Source organism: Streptomyces sp. NPDC007896, assembly GCF_042959425.1.
Lineage (GTDB): Bacteria > Actinomycetota > Actinomycetes > Streptomycetales > Streptomycetaceae > Streptomyces.
In genome coordinates this window covers 139,185-156,977 of the sequence record NZ_JBIBKX010000018.1, presented here as the reverse complement: position 1 = coordinate 156,977, position 17,793 = coordinate 139,185, and the positions used below count along the sequence as shown (strand labels likewise).

13 protein-coding genes are annotated in these 17,793 nt (G+C 71.3%); 8 read left to right on the top strand and 5 right to left on the bottom strand.

Going from position 1 to position 17,793, the window contains the following annotated elements:
* The first annotated feature begins 27 nt into the window (after positions 1-27).
* From dapF to hflX, 4 genes are all read left to right on the top strand, one after another.
* Positions 28-897 (top strand): diaminopimelate epimerase, encoded by an 870-nt coding sequence (gene dapF / locus ACFZDJ_RS42925; RefSeq protein ID WP_168511853.1) that lies wholly within the window; start codon positions 28-30, stop codon positions 895-897.
* Between the two features lie 236 nt (positions 898-1,133).
* Positions 1,134-3,443, top strand: coding sequence for an HD domain-containing protein (locus tag ACFZDJ_RS42920; protein ID WP_391067479.1), 2,310 nt, complete (start codon positions 1,134-1,136; stop codon positions 3,441-3,443).
* A 67-nt stretch (positions 3,444-3,510) separates the two neighbouring features.
* The gene (locus ACFZDJ_RS42915) at positions 3,511-4,992 is read left to right on the top strand and encodes a M1 family aminopeptidase (protein WP_391067476.1); all 1,482 of its coding nucleotides are present in this window, start codon (positions 3,511-3,513) and stop codon (positions 4,990-4,992) included.
* 214 nt (positions 4,993-5,206) lie between these two features.
* Positions 5,207-6,703: a GTPase HflX gene (gene hflX / locus ACFZDJ_RS42910; protein ID WP_390936428.1), complete on the top strand. Its 1,497-nt coding sequence runs from the start codon at positions 5,207-5,209 to the stop codon at positions 6,701-6,703.
* Between the two features lie 150 nt (positions 6,704-6,853).
* On the opposite strand, the gene ACFZDJ_RS42905 is transcribed toward hflX, so the two are convergent.
* The 5 genes from ACFZDJ_RS42905 to ACFZDJ_RS42885 form a co-directional block, all read right to left on the bottom strand.
* The gene (locus ACFZDJ_RS42905; RefSeq protein WP_391067474.1) at positions 6,854-7,852 is read right to left on the bottom strand and encodes a trypsin-like serine peptidase; all 999 of its coding nucleotides are present in this window, start codon (positions 7,850-7,852) and stop codon (positions 6,854-6,856) included.
* A 136-nt stretch (positions 7,853-7,988) separates the two neighbouring features.
* Positions 7,989-9,218: a trypsin-like serine peptidase gene (locus ACFZDJ_RS42900; protein ID WP_391067471.1), complete on the bottom strand. Its 1,230-nt coding sequence runs from the start codon at positions 9,216-9,218 to the stop codon at positions 7,989-7,991.
* A gap of 108 nt (positions 9,219-9,326) precedes the next feature.
* Positions 9,327-9,578 (bottom strand): hypothetical protein, encoded by a 252-nt coding sequence (locus ACFZDJ_RS42895; protein ID WP_391067538.1) that lies wholly within the window; start codon positions 9,576-9,578, stop codon positions 9,327-9,329.
* 195 nt (positions 9,579-9,773) lie between these two features.
* Positions 9,774-10,271, bottom strand: coding sequence for a hypothetical protein (locus tag ACFZDJ_RS42890; protein WP_390936420.1), 498 nt, complete (start codon positions 10,269-10,271; stop codon positions 9,774-9,776).
* Between the two features lie 80 nt (positions 10,272-10,351).
* Positions 10,352-10,630 (bottom strand): hypothetical protein, encoded by a 279-nt coding sequence (locus tag ACFZDJ_RS42885; protein WP_391067468.1) that lies wholly within the window; start codon positions 10,628-10,630, stop codon positions 10,352-10,354.
* Positions 10,631-11,190: 560 nt separating this feature from the next.
* Between ACFZDJ_RS42885 and ACFZDJ_RS42880 the strand changes: the two genes are divergently transcribed.
* From ACFZDJ_RS42880 to ACFZDJ_RS42865, 4 genes are all read left to right on the top strand, one after another.
* The gene (locus ACFZDJ_RS42880; RefSeq protein WP_391067535.1) at positions 11,191-12,612 is read left to right on the top strand and encodes a diaminobutyrate--2-oxoglutarate transaminase family protein; all 1,422 of its coding nucleotides are present in this window, start codon (positions 11,191-11,193) and stop codon (positions 12,610-12,612) included.
* A 220-nt stretch (positions 12,613-12,832) separates the two neighbouring features.
* Positions 12,833-14,797: an IucA/IucC family protein gene (locus ACFZDJ_RS42875; protein WP_391067465.1), complete on the top strand. Its 1,965-nt coding sequence runs from the start codon at positions 12,833-12,835 to the stop codon at positions 14,795-14,797.
* A gap of 107 nt (positions 14,798-14,904) precedes the next feature.
* Positions 14,905-15,642, top strand: a complete 738-nt coding sequence (locus tag ACFZDJ_RS42870) for a GNAT family N-acetyltransferase (RefSeq protein WP_384915711.1) — start codon at positions 14,905-14,907, stop codon at positions 15,640-15,642.
* A gap of 56 nt (positions 15,643-15,698) precedes the next feature.
* Positions 15,699-17,780: an IucA/IucC family protein gene (locus ACFZDJ_RS42865; RefSeq protein ID WP_391067462.1), complete on the top strand. Its 2,082-nt coding sequence runs from the start codon at positions 15,699-15,701 to the stop codon at positions 17,778-17,780.
* Positions 17,781-17,793: the final 13 nt, after the last annotated feature.

Sequence of the window (17,793 nt, the reverse complement as noted above, 5' to 3'; positions counted from 1 at the left end):
GTCGGACCGACCCCGTAGGATCGAGGAATGAGCACGCGGATCGCCTTCCTCAAGGGTCACGGGACCGAGAACGACTTCGTGATCCTCCCGGACCCGGAGAACGCCATCGACCTGCCCCCGACCGCCGTGGCCGCCCTGTGCGACCGCCGCGCGGGCATCGGCGGCGACGGTCTGCTGCATGTCGTCCGGTCCGCCGCGCACCCCGAGGCCAAGGAGATGGCGGCCGAAGCGGAGTGGTTCATGGACTACCGCAACGGCGACGGCTCCGTCGCGGAGATGTGCGGCAACGGAGTGCGGGTGTTCGCGCGCTACCTCCAGCGTGCCGGACATGTGGCCGAGGGAGACATCGCGGTCGCCACGCGCGGGGGCGTGAAGAGCGTGCACCTCGCCAAGGACGGCGGCATCACCGTCGGCATGGGCAAGGCGGTCCTCCCCGAAGGGGACGTCACCGTGAGCGTCGGCGAGCGCAGCTGGCCCGCGCGCAACGTCAATATGGGCAACCCGCACGCCGTCGCCTTCGTGGACGACCTCGCGCACGCCGGCAACCTGTTCACGCCGCCGCCCTTCGCTCCGGCCGCGGCCTACCCGGACGGGGTGAACGTCGAATTCGTGGTCGACCGGGGGCCGCACCACGTCGCCGTGCGCGTCCACGAGCGCGGCTCCGGAGAGACCCGCTCGTGCGGGACGGGCGCGTGCGCCGTGGCCGTCGCGGCGGCCCGCCGCGACGGAGCCGACCCGGCCGTGACGGGGACTCCGTCGACGTACACCGTCGACGTGCCCGGTGGCCGCCTGGTGATCACCGAGCGCCCGGACGGCGAGATCGAGATGACGGGCCCCGCGGTGATCGTCGCCGAGGGCGAGCTCGACGCGGAGTGGCTGGACACCGTCCGGTTCTGAACGGACGTCCCGGACGATGTCGTAACCCCCGTTCCTTCCAAATCCTCGCGTCCGTAAACCCCCTGAACCTTCGCTCGAATGGGTGATCCGTTTCACGCTCGGCGAGAGGCGGTCAGCCGGGCGTGGTGGGCTCGGTAGCATCAAGCACCGGCCCGGACGGGGGAATCGGGACCAACCCCTGAGCCGTGTACGCCATGGGGCACCCCGTCCGCCGGTCTACGCAGCCGGAGGTGCCCATGAGTGCGGAGGCGACGAACCCCGCGACGCCAGCCCCTGCAACGCCCTCCCCCGGGCTCTCGGCTTCTCCCCCACTCTCGACTTCGCTCGAGCGGGGGGACCCCCATGAGCAGGGGGTACCCCCATCGCACCGCAGGAAGAGCCGTCCTCGGATCGATCTGCGCCGCCTCGGCCGCGCCGCGCTGCTCGGCACCACATCCCGCGACCGGCTGCCCGACGCGATCGGCCACGTGGCCGAGGCACACCGCGCCCACCACCCCGACGCGAACCTGGAACCGCTGCGCCGGGCCTACGTACTGGCGGAGTCCTCGCACCGCGGCCAGATGCGCAAAAGCGGTGAGCCGTACATCACCCATCCGCTCGCCGTGACCCTGATCCTCGCCGAACTCGGCGCGGAGACCACGACGTTGACCGCCTCCCTGCTCCACGACACCGTCGAGGACACGGAAGTGACGCTCGATCAGGTACGCGATGAGTTCGGCGACGAGGTCTGCTATCTCGTCGACGGCGTCACCAAGCTGGAAAAGGTGGACTACGGGGCGGCCGCCGAGCCCGAGACCTTCCGCAAGATGCTCGTCGCCACCGGCAACGACGTCCGCGTGATGTCGATCAAGCTCGCCGACCGGCTGCACAACATGCGCACGCTCGGCGTCATGCGCCCCGAGAAACAGGCGCGCATCGCCAAGGTCACCAGGGACGTGCTGATCCCGCTCGCCGAACGGCTCGGAGTCCAGGCGCTCAAGACCGAGCTCGAGGACCTCGTCTTCGCGATCCTGCACCCCGAGGAGTACGAGCACACCAGGGAACTGATCGTCGACAACGCCTCGCGCGCGAGCGACCCGCTCGCCGAGATCGCAGAGGAGGTGCGCGCGGTCCTGCGCGAGGCCGGGATCCAGGCCGAAGTCCTCATAAGGCCACGGCACTTCGTCTCGGTGCACCGCGTGTCACGCAAACGCGGCCCCATGCGCGGCGCCGACTTCGGACGTCTCCTGGTGCTCGTGAACGAGGACGCCGACTGCTACGGCGTCCTCGGCGAACTGCACACCTGTCTCACCCCGGTCGTCTCGGAGTTCAAGGACTTCATCGCGGTCCCCAAGTTCAACCTGTACCAGTCGCTGCACACGGCCGTGGCGAGCGGTGACGGCGAGATCGCCGAAGTCCTCATCCGCACCCACCAGATGCACAAGGTCGCCGAGGCCGGGGTCATCGCACTCGGCAACCCCTACGCCCCTCCTTCGGAGGAGCAGTCGGACGAGCAGTCCGAGGGCCGGCCGGGCGGCGGACGCCCGGTGGACGGCGAGCGGGTGGACCCCACCCGCCCCGGCTGGCTCTCCCGGCTCCTCGACTGGCAGGAGGGCGCCCCGGACCCGGACACGTTCTGGTCCACGCTGCGCGAAGACCTCGCCCAGGACCGCGAGATCACCGTCTTCCGCGCAGACGGCGGCTCGTTGGGCCTTCCGGAGGGCGCCAGTTGCGTGGACGCCGCGTACGCGCAGTACGGCGAGGACGCGCACGCCTGCATCGGCGCCCGCGTCAACGGCCGCCTGGCGACGCTCAGTACGGTCCTGAAGGACGGCGACACCGTGCAGCTCCTCATGGGCCAGGACCCCGCCTCGGAGCCCTCCAGAGAGTGGCTGGAGCACGCGCACACGCCCGCCGCGCGGATCGCCATCCAACGCTGGCTGGCCGCACACCCCTCGCCCGTCGACACGGAGGACCTGGCGGCCAGGGAAGCCCCGGAGACCCACGAGACCCCGGCCGCGGCCCTCAGGCCGTCCGCCGAGGCACCCACGGCCCGCCCCACGGACGCATCCGCCCCCCGCCCCACCGACGCCCCTGCCGCCCGCCCCGCTGCCGCGAACGCCGTCGTCGACCAGCCCGGCGCCTCCGTACGCCTCGCGGGCTGTTGTACGCCCGTACCGCCCGACGAGGTGACCGGCTTCGCCGTACGCGGGGGAGTGGTGACCGTCCACCGCGTGGAGTGCGCCGGAGTGGCGCGCATGAAGAGCTCGGGGCGCGCGGAGGTGGAAGTGCGCTGGGGCGACACCACCGAGTGCCGGGTCACGCTGGTCGCCGAGTCCTTCGGACGCCCGCATCTGCTGGCCGACCTCACCGAAGCCATCGCCCTGGAGGGCGTCGCGATCGTCTCGGCGACCGTCGAACCCCCCAGCCAGCAGCGCGTACGCCACACGTACACGCTCCAACTCCCGGACGCGGCCCACCTTCCCGGGCTGATGCGCGCGATGCGGAACGTGCCGGGCGTGTACGACGTGAGCCGGGCGCAGCACGCGGCGGCTGCCACGCCGTAGCACCCGATCGGGTGGGTCCGGCGCGAGTCGTCGCCGTGGGGCGGGTGCGCGCTGGTAGCCGTGGTTCATGCTGCTCACCCCCCGCACCAGGAACCGTCGTATCCAGGGGGCGCTCCTCGCCTCAGCCGTCTCGGTCTGTCTCGTCGCCGCGAGCGCCCCGTCCCCGGCCACGCCCCTCGGCATCGGTGACCGCCTCTTCCCGTACCTGGGCAATCCCGGGTACGACGTCAAGTCGTACGACCTCTCCTTCACCTACCCCGGCGTCAACGACAGGCCGCTGGCGGCCATCACCACGATCGACGCCGTGACGTCCGAGCGGCTCGAGCGCGTCAATCTGGACTACACCCACGGCAAGGTGGAGTCGGTCGAGGTCAACGGCGCGCCGGCGACGTTCACGAACGCCGGGGAGGACCTGGTGGTGACGCCCAGGGATCCGGTGCCCGCGGGCGGCTGGATGCGGATCACCGTGCGGCACTCGAGCGACCCGGTCAACACCGGGAGCGGGGACGGCGGCTGGGTGCGGACGAAGGACGGCCTCGCCATGGCCAACCAGGCCGACGCCGGGCACATGGTCTTCCCGTGCAACGACCACCCCTCGGACAAGGCGATGTTCACCATCCACGTCACCGTGCCCGACGGGTACACGGCCGTGGCCAACGGACTGCCCAGCGGGGTCGACCGCGCCGGCAAGTCCACCACGTGGACGTACCGCACCGCGCACCCCATGGCCACCGAACTCACCCAGGTGTCCATCGGCCGCTCCAGCGTGCTGCACCGCGAGGGTCCGCACGGCCTGCCGGTCCGCGACGTCGTGCCCACCAAGGACAGCAAGCTGCTCGAACCGTGGCTCAAGAAGACGCCCGACCAGATCGCCTGGATGGAGAGCAAGGTCGGCCCGTACCCCTTCGAGACCTACGGGCTGCTGATGGCCGAGGCGCAGACCGGTTTCGAGCTGGAGACGCAGACACTCTCCCTCTTCGAGAGAGGGCTCTTCACGGAGCCCGCGCTGCCGAAGTGGTACGTCGAGTCGATCATGGTGCACGAGCTGTCGCACCAGTGGTTCGGCGACAGCGTCAGCCCCCGCGCCTGGTCCGACGTGTGGCTCAACGAGGGACACGCGACCTGGTACGAGGCCCTGTACGCGGAGGAGAAGGCGGACAAGCCCATGGAGACCCGCATGAAGGCGGCCTACCGCGCCTCCGACTCCTGGCGGGCCGCCGGAGGGCCGCCCGCGGCGCCCAAGGCGCCCTCCCCTGGGCAGAAGATCAGCATCTTCCGGCCGAGCGTCTACGACGGGGCCGCGCTCGCCCTGTACGCACTGCGCCAGGAGATCGGACACCCCGCCTTCGAGCGCCTGGAGCGCGCCTGGGTCGCCCTTCACCGGGATGGCACGGCCACGACCGCGGACTTCGAGCGGCTCGCGTCCGATCTCGCGAACCGTGACCTGAGCGGGTTCTTCCGGACCTGGCTCTACGACACGAAGACGCCGCCGATGCCCGGGCACCCGGACTGGAAGAGCGACGCCCCGAAGGCGCGCAAAGGCGCCTGAGAACTCGGGTGACGAGACGGGACGTGCCGTGCGACCATCATCAGGTCGGCGGCGTGGCCCCGCGGAGGGTTGGCCCGGCGCAATCCGGGAATCTCCCGGTGGTCCCGGACGTTCTTGCTTGTGACGGGCGGTGTCCGTCGCCGAACAGGTTTCACCAGTGACGCCATCGATACCTCCAGTGACGTATCGGTGTCCCCATCGACGTAAGGATCCAATGACCTCCTCTTCTTCCCCTTCCCAGGACGCGCAGAGCCTCGCGCAGAACTACCCCGAAGGTCTTCGGGCCGATGCCCTGATGGAAGAGGACGTCGCCTGGAGCCACGAGATCGACGGAGAGCGGGACGGCGAGCAGTTCGACCGCTCGGAGCGCGCGGCCCTGCGCCGTGTGGCGGGCCTCTCCACCGAGCTCGAGGACGTCACCGAGGTCGAGTACCGACAGCTCCGTCTGGAGCGCGTCGTCCTCGTCGGTGTGTGGACCACGGGAACCATTCAGGACGCGGACAACTCCCTCGCCGAGCTGGCAGCCCTCGCGGAGACCGCGGGCGCACTCGTGCTCGACGGCCTCGTCCAGCGCCGTGACAAGCCCGACGCGGCCACGTACATCGGATCCGGCAAGGCCAACGAGCTGCGGGACATCGTCCTGGAGTCCGGCGCCGACACCGTGATCTGCGACGGTGAGCTGAGCCCCGGCCAGCTGATCCACCTCGAGGACGTCGTCAAGGTCAAGGTCATCGATCGTACGGCCCTGATCCTGGACATCTTCGCCCAGCACGCCAAGTCCCGAGAGGGCAAGGCGCAGGTCGCGCTCGCGCAGATGCAGTACATGCTGCCGAGGCTGCGCGGCTGGGGTCAGTCGCTGTCCCGTCAGATGGGCGGCGGCAAGGGCGGCGGCCTCGCCACCCGTGGTCCCGGTGAGACCAAGATCGAGACGGACCGGCGTCGGATTCGCGAGAAGATGGCGAAGATGCGCCGGGAGATCGCGGACATGAAGACCGGTCGCGAGATCAAGCGCCAGGAGCGCCGCAGGAACAAGGTGCCCTCGGTCGCCATCGCCGGGTACACCAACGCGGGCAAGTCCTCCCTGCTCAACCGCCTCACCGGCGCGGGCGTGCTCGTCGAGAACGCGCTGTTCGCGACCCTCGACCCGACCGTGCGCCGGGCCGAGACCCCGAGCGGGCGGCTGTACACCCTGGCCGACACGGTCGGGTTCGTACGCCACCTGCCGCACCACCTCGTCGAGGCGTTCCGCTCCACGATGGAGGAGGTCGGCGACTCCGACCTGATCCTGCACGTGGTGGACGGCTCGCACCCGGCGCCGGAGGAGCAGCTGGCCGCCGTGCGCGAGGTCATCCGCGACGTCGGTGCGACCGAAGTGCCCGAGATCGTGGTGATCAACAAGGCGGACGCGGCCGACCCGCTGGTCCTCCAGCGGCTGATGCGGATCGAGAAGCGTTCCATCGCGGTCTCGGCCCGCACCGGGATGAACATCGACCAGCTGCTCGCGCTCATCGACAACGAGCTGCCCCGCCCCTCGGTCGAGATCGAGGCGCTCGTGCCGTACACGCACGGCAGGCTGGTCGCCCGCGCCCACTCCGAGGGCGAGGTGATCTCCGAGGAGCACACCCCGGAGGGCACCCTGCTCAAGGTGCGGGTGCACGAGGAACTGGCGGCTGACCTCACGCCGTACGTTCCGGCGCCGGTCGCGCTCTGACTCTCTCGTTGCCGCCCGCAGCGACGTACGAAGGCCCGCCCCCTCTCGCAGGGGGCGGGCCTTCGCCGTGGCCGGGTGAGCGCGGCCGGGCCTTCGCCGTGGCCGGGTGAGCGCGGCCGGGCCTTCGCCATGGCCGGGTGAGCGCGGCGCCTACTGTCCGTCGTACCGCTTGCTCATGTTCTCGTAGAGCGCCTGCGCGCCCTTGCCGAGCTGCGGCCCGGCGAGCCAGGTGTTGTCGGCCGGGCCGATCGAGGTGTTCGAGACCAGCTCGGCCTTGCCGTCGACGACCCGGAACCAGCCGCCGCCGGAGGAACCGCCGGTCATGGTGCAGCCGATGCGGTACATCGTCGGCAGGCCCGGGCTCAGCGACAGCCGGCCCGGCCGGTCGACGCACTTGAACATCTTCAGACCGCTGTACGGCGGCGCGGCCGGGTAGCCCCAGGCGCCCATCGTGCTGACGTCCCGGGCGGAGGGTGCCGAGAAGTCCACGTCCAGCGCGTTGCCGACCGTCTCCTCCAGGGACTTCGAGCCCTGCTCCGGCTTCACGTGCAGGAGCGCGTAGTCGTACGGGGCGCCCGCGCCGCCCGTCTCGTCGCCGCCCGCGATCCACTGGTTCGAGGTGGAGGCCCAGTCGGCCCACCACTGGCCGTACGGGGCGATCTGCGCGGCGGAGGCGCTCCTCAGCTCGGACTCGGACCTGCCCTGGTCGTTGTACGCGGGCACGAAGGCGATGTTGCGGTACCAGCCGCCCTTGCCGCCGGCGTGCACACAGTGGCCCGCCGTCCACACCAGGTTGGACTTGCCCGGGTGGTTGACGTCCTTGACGACGGTCCCGGAGCAGACCATCGAGCCCTCGGGGGAGTCGAAGAAGACCTTCCCGACCGGGGCGGCGTGGTCGTGGTACGGGGTCTTCTCCGCCGTGGCCTCGACCGGCGCCGGATCCGGGTCGCTGACGCCCTGGTCGGCCGCCGCGTCCTTCGCCGAGATCGTCTTGTCGGGGTCCTTGGCGGACTTCATGCGCGCGGGCTTCCACAGCCCCGCGATCACCGGGTTGACGAAGTCCCTGGCCTCACTGAGCCACTTGTCCTTGTCCCAGTTCTTCCAGCCGGCGTTCTTCCACTGGTGTAACCCCCGTTGAAGTGCTGACACCTCACTATGCCCGGGCAATTGAGGACGAACGCCGGTGGAGTGGTGAAGGTTCCTGTGCGCCACCCCACCGGCGCCCGTGCGGCCCGTGTGCGAGCCCTGTCAGGTCCGCCGGGTCACCGGCCCGCGCGTCGTCGTCTCACTGGCTCGCGAACTTCTTGCTCACCGAGTCGTACACACCCTTGGCGACCGCACCCAGGTGCGGACCCGCCAGCCAGCCCGCGCTGACCGGGCCGATCGAGGTGTTGGACACCAGGGCGGGCTTGCCGTCCGACCCGGTCGCCACCCAGCCGCCGCCGGACGAACCACCGGTCATGGTGCACCCGATGCGGTACATCGTCGGGTCCGCCTTGGCGATCGACAGCCGGCCGGGCCTGTCGGTGCACTGGTAGAGCTTCTGCCCGTCGAACGGCGCCGCCGCCGGGTAACCGGTCGCCGTGATGCTCGTGACCTTGGGCACGGCCGGGGCGTTGAAGTTCACCGGGAGCGCCGAACCGACCGTCTCTTCAAGGGACTTGCCGTTGCTGCCCTTCTCCGGCGTCACATGCAGGACCGCGTAGTCGTACGACGCGCCCTGGCCGCCGGTGGAGCCGCCCTGGGCGATCCACTGGTCCGAGGTCTGCGCCCAGTCGCTCCACCAGACGCCGTAAGGAGCGACCTCCGTCCTGGCGGCGTTCTGCAACTGCGCGGACGTCCTGCCGGCGTTGTTGTACGAGGGTACGAAGGCGATGTTGCGGTACCAGCCGCCCTTCTTGCCGGCGTGCACACAGTGGCCCGCGGTCCACACGAGGTTCGACTTGCCCGGGTGCGCGGGGTCCTCGACCACGGTCGCCGAGCAGACCATCGTGCCCTCGGGAGAGTCGAAGAACACCTTGCCCGCCTCAGGCACGCTGTCGTGATAGGCGGCGCTCACGGCCTTCGCCGCCACGGGCGCCGGAGTGGCGTCGGTGACGCCCTGGTCACCGGAGAGGTCGTTCTCGTCGACGCCCTTGTTCTTGTCCGGGTCGTCGGCGCCGCGCATCCGGTCCGGGTTCCACAGCCCCTTGATGATGGGGTTGACGAAGTCGTTGGCCTCGCGCAGCCAGTCGTCCTTGTTCCAGTTCTTCCAGGCGCCGTTCTTCCACTTGTCGATGTCGATGCCGTGCTCTTTGAGCTTGTTCTTGATGTCGTCCGGGATCTTGATCTTGTCGTCGCCGCTCTGGGACGCCGACGCGCCGGCCTGGCCGCTCGCGTTGCTGTCGCCCGAGTTGCAGCCGGTGGCGGTCAGCGCCAGCACCGCCGTCAGGCCGACGGCGGCCAGTACGGGGGAGGTTCTGCGGCGCGGGCTCCTCCCTCGACGAGCGGCGAAGGGCGGGCGTGTGGATCGCATGGTGTAACTCCCCCTGGACGTAAGAGAACCTGTCAGGATCCGCCGATCCGGAGTCCCTGGGTGCGGGACACAGGTGCATCGTTCGGTGTCTCTGAACGGCACCACACACTATGCGCTCGCTGTGGGGGACATCCTCCGGAACGGCAACGGTTTCGCTACGGGCTGCCTGATCCGGCCGGCATCCAGGGATGCGATCACCCATGGCCGAGATCTGCTTTCGTGCGCGGCCTGCACGGGGCCGGGCGGCGGCCGCCGTAGGAAGCCTGTAGAGCGGCTCGCCAGGATCGTCGGGTGGTCCCACACGGCCGTGGGGTCGACGCTGATCGCGAGCCGGTCCTCGACATCGGCGGCGAAGGCCACCACCACTATGGAGTCCAGACCTTAACTCGCCGAGTTCCCGGTGCGGGTCGACCGGCTCCTGCTGGTCGGGCGGGTACTGGCCGAGGCGTTCCAGGAGCCGGTTCTCCATCTCCTCGAGGTCGGCCGGGGCGAGAACGCGGATGTCCATCTGATTGCTCCTCAGGTGTCGTGGGTTCTTTGGCGGTTCGGGTGCGGTCAGCGGTACGGACGTGCGGACAGCCCGAAGCTCACCGAGCGGTCCGCGCGGTCCAGCAGCTCCTCCACGAGCGGGCCCTCCGTCTCGGCGGGCACCTCGTCGGACCGTCCGGCGCCCATGCCCCCGAGCCGGGTGAGCGCGGACACCAGCCACTCGGGCCGGGCGAGGAAGCCGCCCTCCGGGGCATGTCGGGCCACACCGACGCACGCGGCGGCGGCCAGGGCGGTGGCGTATCGGGATGCCAGGTCGCGCACCTCGACGGGGGCGGCGATCGACAGATCCTGCGGACCGAGGCGCGCGCACGCGTCGGCGACCGCCGCCAGGCCGCGTGCGTGACTCTCGACCGGCGGGCGTACCGGCTCCGGCAGGTCGTCGTCGAGAGCGGCGGCGAGCGAGGGGGCGACCGAATCCCGCCCGCCCGTCATGAGCCGCAGCCCGGCGAGGTCCAGGGACGGGAGCCCGGCGTCCGGAGTGAACAGCGCCGCCGGGTCTCCCACGGCACTCCCGTCAGACTCTCCGGCACCAAGATCCACACCGCGCTCGGCACCCTGCTCCTGGCCCGCGGCCGGTCGGTGACCTACGAGCAGCTCAGCGCACGCCTGTGGGGCTGGTCCCCGCCCTCCTCGACGCACGCACCCTCGCCGTCGCCGCCGAAACCGGCGCGCAGTGTGTCGCCCTCGGCCACGGCGAGCGTGACGGCGTGGCGCAGCACCTCGGCGTCGAACGGCCCGGAGTCGTAGTACACGGCGCACTGGTACAGCGGGCTCTCGGGCTCCATCCGCCCCGCTACCCACGCGCCGAGCTGCGCGGCGGTGACCGGCAGGCGGACGTCGCTGTGAACCTCGGAAAGTGCCAACCGACGCACGCTCCCAGAACGGTGGTGCGGCTCTCGGTCGCACGCTGACCGCACCGCTGACGTACGTGGCAGATGCGCAGCCACCCCTGCTCGTGCTCGTGGTGGTGCCGTGCGGAGACTCACCGCCAGGCCTATCGCGCTCCTGTAGCTGTCCGGGTGAGGGGAGTTATAGGTGGGACATAGTGAGGTCGCCCATGGTGGGCGCATGGACACTCCGGTCGGGCCCGTTCCGCATCGGTCTCCGCGTCGCTGGGCGACCGCGTGCCCCTCCCGCCCCTCGTGAGTGACGACAACGGGCCGGACACTCCCAAGGATCTTCGACTCACCCGCTTCCCCGAGCGAGTCGCGTCGTTGGTACGTACGGGGGACCTGCCGCCTGCGCTCAGAGTCCCCTGCCAACTCGCCTCTGGACAGCGGGAGGACCTGAAGTCGTGGCCGTGACCGAGTCTGCGGTGGTACCGGTGGGGCGCGAGCCCGAGGAGACGCGGGAGGGCGTGTCCGGGACGGGGCGAGAGGGGCCGGACGGTGTGCCCGTGGCGTCCGAGCGGGCGCGGGAGAGGGTGCCTGGGGCGGCCGGGAGGGCGCGAGAGACGGTGCCCGGAGTGTCCGAGGGGGCGCGCGCGGCGCACGAGGGGATTCTGCGGCGTCAGTCGGCGCGCGAGTCGGCGGCCCGCACCTACGCGCGCGCCCTGCCGATCGTCCCCGTGCGGGCGCGGGGGCTGACCATCGAGGGAGCGGACGGGCGCCGTTACCTCGACTGCCTCTCCGGCGCGGGCACCCTGGCCCTGGGACACAACCACCCGGTGGTCCTGGAAGCGATCAGAAAAGTCCTCGACTCCGGGGCGCCACTGCACGTCCTCGACCTGGCCACACCCGTCAAGGACGCCTTCACCACCGAGCTGTTCCGCACGCTGCCCCCGGAGTTCGCCGCCCGCGCGCGGGTGCAGTTCTGCGGACCCGCCGGGACGGACGCCGTCGAGGCCGCGTTCAAACTGGTGCGCGCAGCAACAGGACGCACCGGGATGCTCGCGTTCACCGGTGCCTATCACGGGATGACCGCGGGGGCGCTCGAAGCATCCGGGGGCGCGACCGAGGTACGGGTCGCGCGCCTGCCCTACCCCCAGGACTACCGCTGCCCGTTCGGTATCGGCGGTGAGCGCGGTGCCGAACTCGCCGCGCGCTGGACCGAGTCCCTGCTCGACGACACCAAGTCCGGCGTGCCACACCCCGCCGGGATGATCCTCGAACCCGTCCAGGGCGAGGGCGGGGTGATTCCCGCGCCCGACGACTGGATGCGCCGGATGCGCGAGATCACCGCGGCGCGCTCCATTCCCCTGATCGCGGACGAGGTCCAGACCGGCGTCGGGCGCACCGGCGCCTTCTGGGCCGTGGAACACAGCGGGATCACCCCGGACGTGATGGTCCTGTCCAAGGCCATCGGCGGCAGTTTGCCGCTGGCCGTCGTCGTCTACCGTGACGACCTCGACGTCTGGCAACCGGGCGCCCACGCCGGCACGTTCCGCGGCAACCAGCTGGCCATGGCCGCGGGCACGGCGACCCTCGCGTACGTCCGCGAGAACGGACTGGCCGAGCGCGCGGCGACCCTGGGCTCCCGCATGCTCACTCAACTCCGCCGACTCGCCGAGGAGTTCCCCTGCATCGGTGACGTACGGGGCCGCGGGCTGATGATCGGCGTCGAGCTGGTGGATCCCGAGACACCCCCGGACACCACCACCGACGGCCCCCGGCCCGCCGCCCCCGAACTCGCCGCCGCCGTGCAGCGCGAGTGCCTGCGCCGCGGTCTGATCGTGGAGCTGGGCGGCCGCCGCGCCAGCGTGGTGCGACTCCTCCCGCCCTTGACGATCAGCGACGAACAGGCGACCGCGGTGCTCGACCGACTGGCGGACGCGGTGGCGACGGTGGCGCGAGCGGGACTGGCCGGGCACGGCCGGGGTTCCGTGTCCGGTGACCACGCCGGATAGGACCTGCAACCGCCACGGGCCGCCCGCACGGCGCCCCCTCGACGGGCCCCCGCCCCCGGACGGGACGCGGACCTCACTCGGACCACCCCGCTCGAACCACCCCCTCGAACCGAACCACCGCCCGCCCGCCCGGACCGACCAGGAACCCCCCACGCCCCACGCACGCCAGTACCGCCCCGGTTCGTCGCCGCACGAGCCTGAACGACCCCGAGGAACTCTCTTGAACGCCACCCCCGCCCCCGACGGCCGTCCCGACACCCACGAGCGAGCGGCCTGTGGCACGCAGACCCCGCCGGTTTCGGGGGCCGACTCGGTCCCCCGGCAGAAGGGAGGGGCCCGGGAGACCGAGCGGCTGCGCGGCGCCACCGCCGATCTGCTGGAGCACCCCTCCGCCCACACCGCGGCCCAGGCGGCGGCGGTCGAGAACCTGTTGCGCTGCTGGGTACGGGAAAACAACCTGCCCGCCCCCACCGACGGCACCCTCCGTATCCCCCTCCCGGCCAGCGGCACGTCCCTCCTGACACCGGTCCACCACTGGTCCCCGACCGGCTGGCACCGCTTCGGCCTCCCGCATCTCACCGACGCTCCCGAGGGGGCACCTCCGGCCGACGCCGTCACCGTGGCGGCGCTGCTCGCGCGTCAGGCGGCGACGGTCGACGGGACGACGAGCACGGCCGAGGGGACGTCGACGCCCGTTTGCGAATCCGGCCCCGCCGGGGACGGCGCCGACCTGGTCGGCCGTGTCGCCGACTCGGTGCGGCGGACCGCCGTGTTCATCAACGACCGCAGGCAACGGCCCGCCGACACCCCCGACTTCTTCCTCGCCGCCGAACAAGCACTGGTGCTGGGGCACCCGTGGCACCCCACCCCGAAGAGCCGGGAAGGGCTCTCCGAGGCCGAAGCGCGGCTGTACTCACCGGAGCTGCGCGGCTCCTTCCCGCTGCACTGGATGGCGGTCGCCCCCTCGGTCCTGGCCGCCGACTCGGCATGGACGGAGCGCGGCCGGCCCGTCCCCGCGCAGCAGCTCACCGCGCGGCTGGCCGGAGCCGGACTGCCCCTGCCCGACGGGTACGCCGCCCTGCCGCTGCACCCCTGGCAGCTGGCCGACGTCCGGCACCGACCCGAGACCGCGGCCCTGCTCGACGCCGGACTGCTCCGGGACCTCGGCCCGCACGGCCCCGCCTGGCACCCGACCTCCTCCGTCCGCACCCTCTACCGCTGCGGCGCCCCCGCGATGCTCAAGCTGTCGCTGGGTCTGCGCATCACCAACTCCCGCCGTGAGAACCTCCGCAAGGAGCTCCACCGCGGCGTGGAGGTCCACCGTCTGCTGCGCAGCGGCCTGTCCAAGCAGTGGCAGTCCGCCCACCCGGGTTTCGACATCGTCCGCGACCCGGCCTGGCTCGCCGTCAACGCCCCGGACGGCACCCCCCTGACCGGGCTCGACGTGATGATCCGCCACAACCCGTTCGGGCCGACCGACGACGCCGGCTGTGTCGCGGGGCTGGTCTCTCCCCGGCCCCACGCCCGACCCGACGCACGCGGCGGATCCGAGGACCGGCCCGTGATGCGGTCCCGGCTCGCCGAGATCGTCACCCGCCTCGCCGGACGCACCAGCAGGCCCCGTGGCGCCGTCGCCGCCGAGTGGTTCCTGCGCTACCTGGAGCACGTCGTACGCCCTGTGCTCTGGCTCGACAGCGAGGCGGGGATCGCGCTGGAAGCACACCAGCAGAACACCCTGCTCCTGCTGGACCCCGAGGGCTGGCCCACGGGCGGCCGCTACCGCGACAACCAGGGCTTCTACTTCCGCGCGTCCCGGCGCGCCGAACTGGACGCCCGGCTGCCCGGCATCGGCGAACACAGCGACACCTTCGTCTGCGACGAGGTCACCGACGAACGCTTCGCCTACTACCTGGCGATCAACAACGTGCTCGGCATCATCGGCGCGTTCGGCTCCCAGCACCTCGCCGACGAACAACTGCTGCTCGCCGCCTTCCGCCGCTTCCTCACCGACGTGGCCTGCGGCCCGGCCCGACTGCGTACGCCCCTGCCCGCCCACCTCCTCGACTCGCCCGTCCTGCGCTGCAAGGCCAACCTGCTGACCCGGCTGCACGGCCTCGACGAACTCGTCGGCCCGGTCGACACCCAGTCCGTCTACGTCACCCTCGCCAACCCCCTCCATTGCTGACGAAGTCGCCCTCGCCGACCCCCTTCATTCCTGAGGAAGTCGCCCTCGCCAACCCCCTCCATTCCTGAGGAACATGCCCCACCCCGTCTCCTGAGAGGAGCGTCGCCGTGCCTCCCACCGATGCGAGCACCGACGCCGGTACCGCCCCCGTCACCGACCTCGGCGCCGACCCGGGCCCCGGGCCGGGCACGGACAACGAGGACACCCTCGACCTGCGCCTGCCCGACGAGCTCCTCGCGCTCCTCGGCTCCGAGGTCGAGTCGCACGGCGGAGACGACCTGCTCGACCGCATCGGTGGCTGGGGCCCGATCGCCACTCCCGTGGGCGCCTTCCACCTGGTCCCCGTCCGTGTGGAGCGTGATCTCCCGCTCGTCTCCCGCTGGATGAACGACCCCGCCGTCGCGGAGTTCTGGGAGCTGGCAGGACCCGAGTCGGTCGCCGAAGAACATCTGTGCCGCCAGCTCGACGGCGACGGCCGCAGTGTGCCCTGCCTCGGCGTGCTGGACGGCATTCCGATGAGCTACTGGGAGATCTACCGCGCGGACCTCGACCTCCTGGCCCGCCACTATCCCGCCCGCCCGCACGACACCGGCCTTCACCTCCTCGTCGGCGGTGTCGCCAACCGGGGACGAGGCCTCGGATCCGCCCTGCTCCGAGCCGTCGCCGACCTCGTACTGGACAAGCGCCCGGCCTGCGCCCGCGTCGTCGCGGAACCCGACCTCCGCAACACCCCCTGCGTCTCCGCCTTCCTGAGCGCGGGCTTCCGGTTCTCCGCCGAGGTCGATCTGCCCGGCAAACGGGCAGCCCTCATGGTCCGGGACCGGAGCCTGCGCGATCTGTTGTAGCGCCCTGCCCTCACCGCACCGCTCGTTCCGATCCGGTTCCCTGTCAAGGAGTCCCCGTGCCGCATCCATCCGCCATCCCGGCCTCCGGAGAGCAGCCCGCCTTGTACGACCCGCCCGAGCTGCGCAAAGACCGATGGGACCAGGTCGGCCGCCGACTGCTCGCGAAGATGATCGGCGAGTTCGCCCACGAGGAGATCGTCAGACCGGAACCGGAACCGGAGCCCGAATCGGAACCGGAGCCGGAGCCGGGTTCGGAGGCTCAGCGGGGCGCGGAGGGAAAAGTGGCCCCCCTCCGCAGTGAGCACGATCCGGTGACCGGCCCCGACTCCTCCGCCGGAGCGGCCTCCTCACGACCCTCACCACGACCCGCCTCCGCCCACCAGGACACCCCGCACCAGGACACCCCGTACCGGAACACCCCGCACGAGAACACCCCGCACGAGAACACTCCGCAAGAGAACACCGGGCACACCGGCACCCTCCGCCCCTACGCCCTCCGTCTCGACGCCGGCGGCAGCCTCTCCTTCCGCGCCCGCCGGGCCTCGTACGACAGCTGGCGCGTCGACCCCGCCTCGCTCACCCTCACCGAGGAGGGGGCGGAGCCGTGCCCCTTCACCGACCCGCTCGGCTTCCTCACCCGGGCCCGCGGCACACTGGAGATCGACGGCGCGACGCTCGGCCACGTGGTCCGTGAACTGAGCACGACGCTCGCCGCGGACGCCCGCCTCGACCGCGACGCCCATACGGCGGCCGAACTGGCCGACCTCGGCTACGCCGAACTGGAGGGCCACCAGACCGGCCACCCCTGGATCGTGCTGAACAAGGGCCGCCTCGGCTTCTCCGCGACGGACGCCGCGGACTGGGCGCCGGAGGCCCGCAGGGCGACGCCGATTCCCTGGATCGCGGTGCACACCACGCTCGCCACCTACCGAGGCGTCCCGAGCCTCCACTCCGCCGAACAGCTCTACGCGCGCGAACTCGCCCCCGCCACGAGGGAGTCCTTCGACGAGGTACTACGCGCGCGTGGGCTCACTCAGGAGTCGTACCTCTATCTGCCCGTGCACCCCTGGCAGTGGGACGACGTCGTGCTGCCGCTGTTCGCGCCCTCCGTAGCCGCGGGAGCGATCGTGCCACTGCCCTCCGACGGCGACCTGCGGCTCCCGCAGCAGTCGATCCGTACGTTCCTCAATGTCTCGCACCCGGACCGGCACACGGTGAAACTGCCGCTGTCCGTGCTCAACACCCTGGTCTGGCGCGGTCTGCCGACGGAACGCACGCTCGCGGCGCCCGCCGTCACCGCCTGGATGCACGCACTGAGAGACGCCGACCCGTTCCTGCGGGACACCTGTGGGGTGATCCTGCTCGGCGAGGTCGCCTCGGTGACGGTGAACCACCCCGTGTACGACGCCCTTCCCGAAGTGCCCTATCAGTACAAGGAGTTGCTCGGCGCGATCTGGCGCGAGCCGGTCTCCCGCCATCTGACCCACGGTGAACGCGCGCGCACCCTGGCCGCGCTCCTGCACACCGACCCGGACGGCCGCGCCTTCACGGCGGAGCTCGTCGCCCGCTCGGGCCTCGCCCCCAACGTCTGGCTGCGCCGCCTCTTCGCCGCGCTCCTGCCGCCGCTGCTGCACTTCCTCTATCGGTACGGCACCGTGTTCAGCCCCCATGGAGAGAACGCGATCGTCGTCTTCGACGACCACGACGTCCCCGTCCGACTCGCGGTGAAGGACTTCGTGGACGACGTCAACGTGAGTGCGGACCCGCTGCCCGAGCACGCGACCATGCCGGACGACGTACGGAACGTACTGCTGACCGAGCCGCCGGCGTTCCTGACCCAGTTCATCCACTCCGGGCTCTTCGTGGGGGTCTTCCGCTACCTCGCACCGCTCTGCGAGGAACAACTGGGCGTTCCTGAGGCCGAGTTCTGGTCGCTCGTCCGGGCGGAGATCGTCCGCCACCAGGCGCGCTTTCCCGAGCTCAAGGAGCGCTACGAGATGTTCGACCTGCTCACTCCGCGTATCGAGCGTCTGTGCCTCAACCGCAACCGACTGCACCTCGACGGCTACCGCGACCGCCCCGAGCGCCCGCACGCCGCGGTGCACGGCACGGTCCCGAACCCCCTCCACCGGCCTTGATCATCCGGCCCGT

Excerpts from the sequence above, each read along its gene's own strand:
- dapF (WP_168511853.1), top strand. The coding sequence starts at position 28 with ATGAGCACGCGGATCGCCTTCCTCAAGGGTCACGGGACCGAGAACGAC.
- ACFZDJ_RS42920 (WP_391067479.1), top strand. The coding sequence starts at position 1,134 with ATGAGTGCGGAGGCGACGAACCCCGCGACGCCAGCCCCTGCAACGCCC.
- ACFZDJ_RS42915 (WP_391067476.1), top strand. The coding sequence starts at position 3,511 with ATGCTGCTCACCCCCCGCACCAGGAACCGTCGTATCCAGGGGGCGCTC.
- hflX (WP_390936428.1), top strand. The coding sequence starts at position 5,207 with ATGACCTCCTCTTCTTCCCCTTCCCAGGACGCGCAGAGCCTCGCGCAG.
- ACFZDJ_RS42900 (WP_391067471.1), bottom strand. The coding sequence starts at position 9,218 with ATGCGATCCACACGCCCGCCCTTCGCCGCTCGTCGAGGGAGGAGCCCG.